The sequence below is a fragment of the Alteribacillus iranensis genome (assembly GCF_900113025.1).
Classification (GTDB): Bacteria; Bacillota; Bacilli; order Bacillales; family Marinococcaceae; genus Alteribacillus_A; species Alteribacillus_A iranensis.
In genome coordinates this window covers 688,421-701,113 of sequence record NZ_FONT01000002.1, presented here as the reverse complement: position 1 = coordinate 701,113, position 12,693 = coordinate 688,421, and the positions used below count along the sequence as shown (strand labels likewise).

Here is a 12,693-nt window from a genome sequence, read left to right as displayed (position 1 = left end):
ATATTCATTATCAATTAAATACATAAAGACGGAGGGTAACAAATGAAAAAGCGTTCATGGTTGTTGCTAATTCTACTTGGAATCGTTGCAATAATTGGACTCTCTGCTTGCGGGAGTGCAAACGAAGGAGAAGAGAGTTCTGATGCTGGCCAAGAAGACACAGCGACAGAAGAAACAGAAGGTACGGAAGAATCTGAATCTGGTGAAGAAGCAGCTGGTAACAATCAAGAAGTAAACCTTTACACGAGCCGCCACTATGATACAGATGAAGCATTGTATGAGAAATTTACAGAAGAAACAGGTATCGAAGTGAATATCATCTCGGGAAGTGCGGATGAACTGATTGAACGCTTAGAGCGTGAAGGGGAAAATACAGAAGGGGATGTATTTATTACAGCGGATGCAGGACGCTTACACCGAGCGAAGGAAGCAGGAATTTTGCAGCAGGTTGAATCGGATGTCTTAAGTGAGAACATTCCGGAGAAGTATCGCGATAAGGATAACCAATGGTTTGGGTTAACGAAACGGGCTCGTATCCTTGTCTATGATCCGGAACGAGTGGACGAAGAAGAGCTTTCCACCTATGAAGACTTGGCGGCTGACAAATGGGAAGGACGTGTATTAGTACGCTCGTCTGATAATATTTATAACCAATCCCTTGTAGCATCCCTTATTTCTATTAATGGCACAGAAGAAACGAAGGCATGGGCTGATGGTCTCGTTGAAAACATGGGCCGTGATCCTCAAGGGGGGGACCGTGACCAAGCGAAAGGCATTGCAGCTGGTGAAGGGGACGTTGCTATCATGAACTCGTATTATCTCGGTCAAATGTTGAATTCTTCAGAAGAAGAGGAAGTAAAAGTAGCGGAGAGTCTCGAAGTATTCTTTCCGAATCAGGAAACGACGGGGACCCATGTGAACGTTAGTGGTGCAGGCGTAGTGAAAAATAGCACGAATCAAGAAGCGGCCGTCCAGTTTATTGAGTTCTTATCTAGCGAAGACGTACAAGCCGAATTTTCAGAAGCTAATTACGAATATCCCGTGAACCCGAACGTCGAGCCTTCTGAATTACTCCAGTCATGGGGAGATTTCGAAGAACAAGATATAAACTTAACTCGTTTAGGAGAAAACAACACCGAAGCCCTCATGCTCATGAACGAAGCCGGCTGGAAATAAGAAAAGCATAAGGCGCCCGCCTATCGGCGACAAGCGCTGGAGACCCGCTGAGGAGGCTTTGCCACCGCAGAGCGGGTTGAAGCGACCTCGAGCCGATGGCGCCTGAAGCTAAACAGAACTTGCACAGGATGTGCTGGCTTCTGCGTTGCAAACAGGACGTTTGCGGTGTTAGCAGAAGGACCATCAAAAAGCCCGCTAAGCCACGACAGGTTCTGGACCTTTCGCGCAGGGTCGCAATCGACCCGGAGTCGAAAGGGGAGAAACCCCCGAGCGACTAGGCGCTGAGCTAGACAGAACTTGCACAGGACGTTCGTGCACTTAGCAAAAGTTTCACCAAAAGAAAACAAAGTTTCAGAATTAGAAAAATGTAAGCTTGCTGTGATTGTCACGGTGAGCTTTTTTACGTTGGGTGGTTCCTCGAGGTTCTAGTGACAAAATCACATTTTTCTGTCATACTACATGTAGATGATAAACATTCTCACTTAACTAAAATGATTATAAATAAAGGACCTGGCATCATGAAAATGAAACGGAAATTGCCGACAACTGTATCAGGATGGGGAGCTTTAGCACTGTTCTTTGTAACGATTCTCTCATTACCAACTTTATTTCTCATCTTTCGTGTTTTCCAACCCCCCAGCGAGAATTGGGAACATATTCGGGAGTACATGTTGCAAAGCTATATTACGGATACACTGCTCTTAGCTTTATGGACGGGAGTATTTGCCGTTGCCATTGGCACGACATTGGCCTGGCTCGTTTCGGCTTATGACTTTCCATTGCGTGGCACGCTGAAATGGGCGCTCTTAATGCCGCTTGCAATTCCTCCTTATATCGGTGCCTACACTTATCACGGGATGTTAAATTACACAGGTGTTATCCAGGTAACCTTACGGGAACATTTTGATACAGCTGTATCTCAACGATATTTCGATATCATGAATATGCCAGGGGCTGTGTTTATTTTTACATTGTTCCTTTATCCATATGTGTACGCCATTACAAGAGCCTTTTTTGCAAGTCAGGCAACATCATTGGTCGAAAATGCAAGAGTACTCGGCAGCGGGCCAGTGCGTATTTTTTTACGCGTTGTTATCCCGATTGCCAGAGGGGCGATTGTGGCTGGTGCCACTCTCGTTGTTTTGGAAGTGTTAAATGACTATGGTGTTGTGAGTTACTTCGGTATCCAAACGTTTAGTACCGCTATCTTTCAAACATGGTTCGCTTTTGGGGATTTAGATGCGGCGATTAAACTAGCTGGTATATTAATGGGAATTGTGTTCATTTTGTTATTCCTTGAAAAGCTTCTCCGAGGCAGGAGGCAATTCAGTTACAGCAATACAAAGGTGTCTCCATTAAAACCGGTGCCATTAAAAGGCTGGCATAAATGGATGGCTGTTTTCTACACAGGGATCATTTTCACTCTCGGCTTTTTCCTGCCAGTCGCTCAGCTATTATACTGGTCCTTCTTAACGTATGAAGATATTTTTTCAAATACCTTCTTGGCGCTCATCCGTAATTCAGCTCTAGCAGCCGGCATATCCGCCGCGGGAGTTGTTATTATAGCGATTGTCATAGCAAATTTCGCCCGTATGTCAAAAGGATGGCTCCCCGCTTTAACTTCTCGTCTGACTGTGCTTGGCTACTCGATACCGGGAGCTGTTATTGCAGTCGGGGTTATCAGCTTTTTTATCTCTATGGATGAATGGCTGGGTGCCTTCTACAGTTCGGTGGGGGCATCCACGAATTTAGTATTAAGTACAAGTATCGTAATGTTACTGTTTGCTTACATTATCCGCTTTATGGCTGTAGGCTATAATTCGATTGAAGCTGGTTTTGATAAAATCGGCATGAAGTTTAACGAAGCTTCCCGAACACTTGGAATGGGGTGGACGGAAACGTTTCTGCGAGTTGATTTAAAAATGATCCGTCCTGCTATTTTCAGTGGCTTTATCCTCGTGTTTGTCGATATATTAAAAGAATTACCACTAACACTCATATTAAGACCGTTCAATTTTGAAACATTAGCTTCTATGGCTTATCGCTATGCAAGTGATGAACGTATTCAAGAAGCTGCCCCTGCTTCTATCTTCATTGTATTGGTTAGCGGAGTGGCGATGTTTATTTTCCATATTATAATAGAAAAGGAGCCAAACTAATGCACGTACAAATTTCCGATCTACAGTTTCATTATCCGTCGTCATCATCACCTACCATACGTGATTTTTCCTTGTACATGCAGGAAGGAGAAATTGTATCAATCCTTGGAGAAAGCGGAAGCGGGAAAAGTACGATCTTGCGCTTGATCGCTGGGTTGGAACGGCCAGAAAAAGGAAGCATAAGGGTTGGAAACCAAGTATATTGTGAGGATAATAGATCCTTTCTACCGGTGGAAAAACGTGGCATTGGTATGGTGTTCCAAGACTACGCGCTATTCCCGCATATGACGGTAGAACAGAATGTTATGTTTGGATTAAAACGCTGGAAAAGGACAGAACGTCTGCAACGGGTAGATGAGATGCTTGAGCTCATTCATATGGAAGAGTACCGCAAACGGTATCCTTATGAATTGAGCGGAGGCCAGCAACAGCGTGTTGCTTTAACTCGAGCTTTAGCCCCTAAGCCATCTCTTCTCCTCTTGGACGAACCATTTAGTAACCTTGATGCTCATTTACAGCAACGCATTCGAGACGAACTAAGAGATACGATTAAACATACGGGAACGACAACCATTTTTGTGACACATGATGAGGAAGATGCTCGCGTCCTGGCTGACCGGGTTGTGTTGGTTGAGAAGGGCGGCGTGAAACAAGTGGGGCGCCCGTGCGATTTGTTAAGAAAGTCTCTTCAAGATCGATATCAACAAACACCTATACAAGTGTAACATGGAAAAACATGACCGCAGAAAGGAGAGCCTACAAGCTCTTTTTCCCCTCTGCGGTCATTTTCGTCTCTCGTTGTTTTGTAAACGCCCCTTGTAACAAATAATAGAACCCGATTGCTGTTAGAATGACAAGCGCGGCACTAAAGGTATACATGAGGGAATACCCAACCGTAGAAACAACGACCCCTAACACGTATGAACCAGCTGCAATGCCCGTATCATACAACATGAAGTAAGTAGCGGTCGACTGGCCGTTTCGCTCTCTGGAAGACGATTGAACAGCGATTGATAACGTGCATGGCAAAATAGCCCCATATCCTACGCCAATCAAGCCTGCTGCCACTAAAAATAATAAAGGAGCATGGGCAACGCTTAATAGGGCCAAGCCTGACGCAAAGATGACAAGAGAAGGGATAATCACTATTTTCGGACCTCGCGTGTCGAACAATCTTCCCATAAACGGTCTCGATAAAAGCATTGTTACGGCAAAAATAAGAAAGAAATAACTCGACATGCTCTCCATATTAAGATTGGTGGCATAGGTCGAAATAAAGGAGAGAATGCCGGCATACGCAAATGCCACAAGACCACTCATCAAGGCAACCGGTGCTGCCTTCCATTCAATGTATTCTTCCACGGAAAATGATTGTTTTTTCTTTTTCGGGGTACGCACATTATCTTCTTTTACAGTAACTCCAAATAAACAAAGAATTCCTGCTGTCATCGCTATGCTTAAAATAATAAATAATGTTTCAAAGGATACAAATTGGATGAGAGATAAACCGAGAAACGGACCGGCGACGACGGCAACGTTCATGGCCATCGTAAAGTAACCAAGCCCTTCCCCTTGTTTTTTCTCAGGGATGACATGAGCCGCAATTACAGGAGTAGCGGTGGTCAAAACTCCGAAAAACAGACCATGAATAAAACGCAATATAATAAGAGAGGTAAAGCCGTCCGCCCAAATATATCCTGCCGTGGTGGCCGTGAATAATAGAACCGTAACGGTTAGCACATTTTTCTTGCCAAACTGCTCTACAAATTTGCCTGCCAGTGGTCGCACGATGATAGCGGACAGCAACATGGCTGTGCCGGCGAGACCGCCTTGGACTTCGGTTTTGCCTAAATCTTGCACCACGTATAAAGGCAAGGCAGTAAGTAATGTATAAAAAATAGTAAAGACGATAAATTGAATCAAAGAAATACCTATAAAATCTTTCGTCCATATTTTATTGCTCATCGTACTCATATTAAATGAATCACTCCTTTGATGTTCCTAATTTTTCCAATAGATGATAGAGCTTTTGCTGCTCTTCTTCGGACAAAGAAGTGACGAATTGCTGCTCGGTGTCATCAATAGTCTCTTTAATCCGTGGAAGCTTAGCGAGCGCTTCCTCTGTCAAAGCCACAAGGCGTTCCCGTTTGTCGCGGCCAGGTGTTCTCACAATCCACCCTTTTTCTTCCATGCGTGTTAAGGTACGTGTGATGGTTGGGGCTTCGACCTGCAAGTATTTCCAGAGTTCCGTTTGTGTAATGGAACCTTTTCGACTTAATGTATAAAGAATCGTCCACTGCGCATAGTACAAGTCATGCACCTGCAGTTTGTCATCTAATTCCTTTTTTAGCTGCCGAACTTTTTGGTTTAAGGCGTGAAACAGGTAACTTCTATCCATCGGGGTAGAACCTCCAAATTATTTACCTAGGTAAATAAATACAATGATCCTATCATACCAGGCATTTCGGCGACTGTAAACTTTCTGAAAGTTGAAAGGGCATACAAACAAGAAAAGCGGAAGGCGCCCGCCTATCGGCGACAAGCGCTGGAAACCCGTCGAGGAGGCTATGCCGCCGCAGAGCGGGTTGAAGCGACCACGAGCCGATGGCGCCTGTAGCTAGACAAAAAGAAAAGCACAAGTTTTGAAGGATGTTCGACTAAAGAAAAAGGAACTTCTACTAAGACCGCCCACATTAATAGTTGATCTTCTGCCAAGAGCGCAAACGCCTGATATAGACCTTTTGCTAAGTTCGCAAACGTACTGTTTGCAACACAAAAGTCAACGCCTCTTGCGTAAGCCAACGCAGAAGTCGGTACGTCGTGTACAAGTTAAGACAGAAGTCAGCACGTCCTGCGCAAGTCAAGGCTCCTTATACTTTTCTGAGTATTAGTGACATTCTAAGCAAAGTCAGAGAGAGCAATGTCATTAATAGATGGACTTAGTGACGTAGAGTAGAAAATTACAAGTTTTAAAGGAACTAATGGGTATGTTTAATGACGTTAGGTTGAGAAAATAATGAATCAACGTTACTAATCGACGTGATGGAAAGGGGATAGTGCCTTTGAGAAAGAAAAAAGTATTAGTTTGGTAAGTAATGAGGTTGGTTAGTGACATTTAACGGGAAATTACAAGTTTCAGGGGAACAAATAGCAATGGATAATGACATTGAACTGAGAAAACAATGAATTAACGTCACTAATTGACTAGACAGTTAGGAAATATAACGTTCATGGAGTGTTGTCTAGCATCAGGCGCCACCAGCTCGAGGTCGCTTCAACCGCACTGCGGCGGCAAAGCCTTCTCGGTGGCTTTCCAGCGCTTGTCGACGATAGGCGACGCTTTATGCTTTTCTTTATTACAAGCTTGATAATTCTTTAGGGGAGTGATGTAATGGAAGAAGAAAAAGAAAAGGAAGTAAGCTGGAGAAACTGGAGGGGACGGGTTCATCGATGCTCTAAGTCACAGTTTTGATGATAGCACTTCAATATTTCTTGGAAAGGGACGATACAACTGTGAGTAAGCCGGATTTAGAAGCCCGCTCGCCATGGGCGGCATTGACTGATATTACGGAAGTAGAAATAAAACCTGTAGAACATAAATCAATACATACATCGATAACCATTCCCGGGAGTAAGAGTGTCACGAATCGCGCGCTGATCATAGCAGGGCTTGCCGAAGGAACATCTGAATTATCAGGAATTTTAAGGAGCGATGATTCATACTGGTGCATTGATGCTCTTCGTCATCTTGGCATTGCAGTAGAAGTAGAGGGAGACACTGTCCGTATTGAAGGATGTGGAGGGGAGTGGCCGAAAAAAGAAACTGACCTGTATATAGGAGCTGCTGGTACGATTGCTCGCTTTCTACCTGGTGCTTTGGCGATTTCCCAACATGGAAACTTTCATATCAAAGCAAGTAAACGAATGAGCGAACGTCCTGTGCGACCGTTAATGGAGGCGCTTGAGACACTAGGTGCGAACATTGAGTATCTTCAAAAAGAAGGCTTTTATCCTTTGCGCGTCCATGCGAACGGATTAACAGGTGGAGAAGTGAGCATTTCAGGGAAGCTTTCCAGTCAGTTTATTAGTGGATTGCTGTTAGCCGGTACCTATGCGGAAAACGATCTGACCGTAACGATTCCAGATTATATTGTCCAGCATGCTTACGTAAAAATTACGCTTGACATGATGAAGGCGTTTGGGGTAGACGTCTCTTACAACGAGGACTTAACGGAAATGAAAGTCCCTGTCAAAGGCTACACCGGTCAAACGATGCCTCTTGAAGCTGATGCCTCGACGGCCAGTTACTTCATGGCACTCGCCGCAGTAACAGGGGGAACGGTTCGTATTAACAATCTACACATGGATACAAATCAGCCTGATATTTATATGACCGAGGTGTATGAGAAGATGGGCTGCCGTGTTACGAAAGGGGACGGATGGGTCGAAGTAGAAGGACCGGATCAACTGGTTGGTGGATTTGAAATCAGTATGAAAGAGATGTCGGATCAGACACTTACTCTTGCTGCGATTGCTCCGTTTGCTGATGCGCCCATTACGATGAACGAGGTAGAACATATCCGTCATCATGAGTCAGACCGTATTTCCGCTGTCTGTACAGAACTTCAGAAGCTGGGAATTGAAGTGGAAGAGTATCAGGACGGTTTGAAAGTTTACCCGGGCACACCGAAAGGAACGACGCTTCATTCGTATGATGATCATCGGGTAGCGATGGCCTTGTCTTTGATCGGAACGAAAGTAGCTGGTGTTGTTATTGAAGATCCGGGATGTGTTTCGAAAACATGTCCTACTTATTTTGAGTTATTGGAGAAAACAGGGGTAGATGTAACGTTTTCAACTTAGAAAGATAGGGGAGGTGGAGCACGATGAAGAAAGAGTGGGAAGAATATACGGCAGACAAGTGGATGGCGCCGGTGGAAAAAGCAGAACATGCAGCCGTAACGGCTCCACCCGTCCAACCCGATACCGTCGTTATAGGAATAACGGAGGCACAAGTACCTTGTCATGTAGTAAACGAACAAAAGCAAATAGTTGGTTTGTTAATGAAAGATAGTTTGCTTCAAGCGTATCGGGAATGGACAAAATCATTAGAGCATCATAGAGAAATTACGGATGTTATTTTAAATAGCGCGTACGAAGGAGTCGCTGTCGTCGACCGAGAAGGTATCATCGTTCAAATGAATAAAGCCTATCGTAACTTTCTAGGAATTCCAAGGGAAGAGCAAGTACTGGGGCGGCGAGTAGAAGATATCATCGAAAATACAAAGCTCCATCGGACGATTCAGACAGGGGTTCCTGAAAAGGGAGAAATACAAGTCATCCAAGGTCAAAAAATGGTTGTCCATCGTATTCCTATTTGGAAAGAGGGAGAAGTGACCGGTGCGATCGGCATGCTCATATTTGAAGGAGTAAGCGAGCTGTATCGCATTCTCGGAAAAGCAGGCAACATGGAAACCCCTCCTCCTTTTGAAGAAGAGAAAAAGGAAACCCGCACTTCTTTTTATTCCTTTGAGCAAATTCTAGGGTCCAGTGAAGCCTTGTTAGAGAGCAAAAGCAAAGCACGAAAAGCTGCCAGATCAAAAGCTACTATTTTGCTAACCGGGGAAAGCGGGACCGGTAAAGAATTATTTGCGCAAGCCATACATAAAATGAGCGGCCGTAAAGGAGAGTTTGTCCCCATCAATTGCTCTGCCATCCCGGAACATTTGCTGGAGTCGGAGCTATTTGGTTATGAAGAAGGTGCATTTACGGGGGCTAAACGGGGTGGCCACAAAGGAAAATTTGAAGCGGCCAATTATGGCACCATATTTTTAGATGAAATTAGTACGATGCCTTATTCGATGCAGGCAAAACTCTTGCGTATTTTAGAAGAACGGGCTGTTGTGAAAGTTGGGGGTCATGTGCCATTTCCTTTGAATGTACGGGTCATTGCTGCGACGAATGACAATCTGGAGGAATTAGTGGAGGAAGGAACGTTTCGGCAAGATCTCTACTACCGTCTGCATGTCATTCACGTACCAATTCCTCCGCTTCGAGACAGGCGCGAAGATATTCCCCGTCTCATTGGCTATTATCTGAAAAAGTTTTCAGAAGAAAACTACGTTTCTGTGAAGTCTATCGATCATCACGTGCTGGAATGCCTACAAGCATACGACTGGCCCGGGAATATCCGTGAATTAACAAATGTAGTGGAACAACTTGTTATATTATCTGAGGGCGATGAAATTACGCTGTCTGATGTGCCAACTCATGTGAAAAGCGGGTACCAAACAAACGGACAGCGGGAAGAAAAGCCTTTAAAGAGAAGTCAACACGAGCAGGAAAAGGAAATAATTGAAGAAGAACTGCGGAGACAGAAAGGTAACAAGAAAAAGACAGCAGAATCATTAGGAATCCACCGTACCACGCTATATAAAAAGATCAAAGAATACAACATTCCTTCCTGATTGTATATTTGAAACTACATGTACATGAAAATGTTTATAAAAAAATACATAAATTGTTCGAGCCCTGCTTTGAAATGCCTTTCTGACTGGACATTCTTTTTTGGCATACTGTTTGCATTATGAAAGAGAGAAACAAAGGAGGAGGGGTTATTGGATGGGTTCATCTTCTACAATGCTATTTCCCCGTGATGTGATATACGGGAAGGACAGTTTTCAAGAGACAGGGAAAAATGCTCGAAAATTCGGGACAAAGGCTCTTATTATTAGTGATCCAATCATGCAAAAGCTTGGATACTTGGAGTCCTGCGAGCGGTTATTAGAGGAAGAAGGAATCTCGTATGAAAAGTATATAGATATCGTTTCTGAGCCAACGGATACCTATGTGAAGGAAGCGTTGGAGTTGGCTGATGAGTTAGGTGCGGAACTAATCATTGCTCTTGGGGGAGGAAGCTGCATTGATACGGCTAAAGCCGTCGCAGTAATGGCACGCAACCGCGGAGAGATCAGTGATTACATGAATAACAAAACGGTAGCTGACCAAGATCCGCTTCCACTTATTGCGATCCCGACCACTGCCGGCACGGGCTCAGAAGCAACAGATGTTACGGTGATCACCAATACGAAAAATGATGTAAAAATGATGATTAAGCAGCCGGCTTTTATGCCTCAGACTGCGATTGTTGATCCCGTTCTCACGATGTCATCCCCAAAAGGGACCACTGCTGCAACAGGAGTGGATGCTTTGACTCATGCTGTAGAAGCGTATATCTCTAAAAAAGCACATCCTTTTTCTGACCAGCTCGCTTTATCCGCAGCAAAGCTTATCATGGAGAACTTAGAGAAAGCATACAAAAATGGAGACGACGAAGAAGCGAGAGAGAAGATGGCATTGGGTGCAATGCAGGCGGGAATGGCTTTTTCTAATGCATCGGTCTGTCTTGTACACGGCATGTCCCGTCCGGTTGGAGCACTTTTCCATGTACCGCATGGGATTTCGAATGCGATGCTGCTTCCGACGGTCCTAGAGTACAGTTATGAATCTTGTAAAAGTCGATTAGCTGATATGGCCCGTTTCATTTTTCCCGAGAAAAACGAGCTATCCACTGACGAGGCTTCTGCCTTTTTCGTCAACCAGGTAATCGAGTTGTGCAGAAATCTCGACATTCCGAACATGAAAGAGTGGGGCGTAGAGGAGTCTGCCTTTTATTCATCGCTTGAAAAAATGGCAGAAGACGCTTTAGACAGCGGTAGTCCCAATAATAACCCAATCGTTCCAAAAATAGAGGAAATGATCAAATTATATCGAAGAGCTTATGTGTATGAGTATCCTCAGGTAAAAGAAATTCACGATTAGAGAGGGGTAGTAGAATGGCGGAAGCAAGAAAATTAAAAAACTTTATTAACGGTCAATGGGTAGAATCTACGACATCAAATTATGAAGAGGTCCCGAATCCTGCAACAGGCGAAACCCTTGCTCACGTGCCGATTTCGACAAAAGAAGATGTAGATAAAGCCGCTCAAACGGCAAGAGAAGCGTTTAAAACATGGAGTAAAACGCCGGTACCAAAGCGTGCGAGAATCATGTTTAAATATCAACAGTTAATCATGGAGAATTACGAGGAACTGGCAGAAATCATTACCCGTGAAAACGGGAAGACCTATGACGATGCATATGGTGAAGTCTTGCGCGGTATGGAATGTGTCGAATTTGCGGCAGGAGCTCCAACGTTAATGATGGGAGACTCCCTGTCTACGATTGCGACAAACATTGAATCAAGCATGTACCGTTATCCGGTTGGTGTTGTCGGTGGTATTACACCGTTTAACTTCCCAATGATGGTACCATGCTGGATGTTCCCGCTCGCTATCGCATGCGGTAACACATTTGTCCTAAAGCCGTCAGAGCGTACACCTCTATTAGCGGAAAGGCTCGCAGAATTGATAACGGAAGCAGGCTTGCCTGATGGTGTGTTAAACGTTGTGAATGGCGCGCATGATGTCGTAAATGGTCTGTTAGAACACGAAGAAGTCAACGCGATTTCCTTCGTTGGTTCCCAGCCGGTCGCTGAGTATGTGTACAAGACAGCAGCGAATCATGGCAAGAGAGTACAGGCACTGGCGGGTGCGAAAAACCACTCAATTGTTCTTGGAGACTGTGATTTAGATAAAACGATTACTGGTATTATCGGTGGTGCTTTCGGTAGTGCCGGACAGCGTTGTATGGCAACGTCTGTTGTAGTTGTAACCGAAGATATTGCGGATGAAGTCATTCAACGCTTGAAAGAAGCAGCAGATAACTTAAAAATGGGTGATGGATTGGACAAAAGTGTTCACCTCGGACCAGTGATCCGCCAATCTCACTTAGAAAAAGTCCACAAAGCGATTGAAGAAGGCGAGAAATCAGGTGCAAAACTAGTAAGAGACGGTCGAAAAGACGCAGAAGAAATTAATCAGGGATATTTCCTTGGAGCTACTATCTTTGACGGAGTTACTCCTGAAATGAACTTATGGTGTGATGAAATTTTCGCACCTGTCCTTTCTATCGTTCGTGTGAAAGACTTAACAGAAGCGATCGAGCTGACAAACAAGTCCCAGTTTGGGAACGGTTCCGTTCTTTACACGTCCAGCGGCCATGCTGTTCGTGAGTTCCGAGAAAACATTGAAGTCGGTATGCTTGGTGTCAACGTTAACGTACCAGCACCGATGGCATTTTTCCCATTCTCTGGTTGGAAGGATTCCTTCTACGGAGATTTACATGCCAACGGAAAAGACGGTGTCGAATTCTATACGCGCCGTAAGATGATTACATCTCGTTGGTAAAAAGAATAATGAACGGTTTATTGAGCGGGGGAGAGGATCCCTCGCTTTTTTTGTAAGAGGATGGAAGTTAC

The 12,693-nt window shown here is 44.4% G+C and carries 9 protein-coding genes; 7 read left to right on the top strand and 2 right to left on the bottom strand.

The features are described 5' to 3' along the window. The first annotated feature begins 42 nt into the window (after positions 1-42). From BM095_RS07280 to BM095_RS07270, 3 genes are all read left to right on the top strand, one after another. The gene (locus tag BM095_RS07280) at positions 43-1,176 is read left to right on the top strand and encodes a Fe(3+) ABC transporter substrate-binding protein (RefSeq protein ID WP_091659517.1); all 1,134 of its coding nucleotides are present in this window, start codon (positions 43-45) and stop codon (positions 1,174-1,176) included. Positions 1,177-1,700: 524 nt separating this feature from the next. Beyond that, positions 1,701-3,335, top strand: coding sequence for an ABC transporter permease (locus tag BM095_RS07275; protein WP_091659864.1), 1,635 nt, complete (start codon positions 1,701-1,703; stop codon positions 3,333-3,335). Continuing rightward, a complete protein-coding gene (locus tag BM095_RS07270; protein ID WP_091659514.1) occupies positions 3,335-4,060 on the top strand; it encodes an ABC transporter ATP-binding protein in 726 nt (241 codons plus the stop codon). Before BM095_RS07275 ends, BM095_RS07270 begins: the two co-directional genes overlap by 1 nt. 31 nt (positions 4,061-4,091) lie before the next feature. Here BM095_RS07270 and BM095_RS07265 read toward each other — a convergent pair whose 3' ends face one another. Continuing rightward, complete coding sequence (locus tag BM095_RS07265; RefSeq protein WP_091659511.1) at positions 4,092-5,309, bottom strand: MFS transporter; 1,218 nt, start codon at positions 5,307-5,309, stop codon at positions 4,092-4,094. A 10-nt stretch (positions 5,310-5,319) separates the two neighbouring features. Then, positions 5,320-5,733 (bottom strand): MarR family winged helix-turn-helix transcriptional regulator, encoded by a 414-nt coding sequence (locus tag BM095_RS07260; RefSeq protein WP_091659508.1) that lies wholly within the window; start codon positions 5,731-5,733, stop codon positions 5,320-5,322. Positions 5,734-6,848: 1,115 nt separating this feature from the next. On the opposite strand from BM095_RS07260, the gene aroA reads away from it, so the two are divergent. The 4 genes from aroA (at position 6,849) to BM095_RS07240 (ending at position 12,622) form a co-directional block, all read left to right on the top strand. Next, the gene (gene aroA / locus BM095_RS07255) at positions 6,849-8,198 is read left to right on the top strand and encodes a 3-phosphoshikimate 1-carboxyvinyltransferase (RefSeq protein WP_245757835.1); all 1,350 of its coding nucleotides are present in this window, start codon (positions 6,849-6,851) and stop codon (positions 8,196-8,198) included. A 23-nt stretch (positions 8,199-8,221) separates the two neighbouring features. Continuing rightward, entirely contained in the window at positions 8,222-9,802 is a 1,581-nt protein-coding gene (locus BM095_RS07250) for a sigma-54 interaction domain-containing protein (protein ID WP_091659502.1), read from the top strand. A 154-nt stretch (positions 9,803-9,956) separates the two neighbouring features. Further along, positions 9,957-11,156 (top strand): iron-containing alcohol dehydrogenase, encoded by a 1,200-nt coding sequence (locus BM095_RS07245; RefSeq protein ID WP_091659499.1) that lies wholly within the window; start codon positions 9,957-9,959, stop codon positions 11,154-11,156. A gap of 14 nt (positions 11,157-11,170) precedes the next feature. Then, positions 11,171-12,622 (top strand): CoA-acylating methylmalonate-semialdehyde dehydrogenase, encoded by a 1,452-nt coding sequence (locus tag BM095_RS07240; RefSeq protein ID WP_091659496.1) that lies wholly within the window; start codon positions 11,171-11,173, stop codon positions 12,620-12,622. Positions 12,623-12,693: the final 71 nt, after the last annotated feature.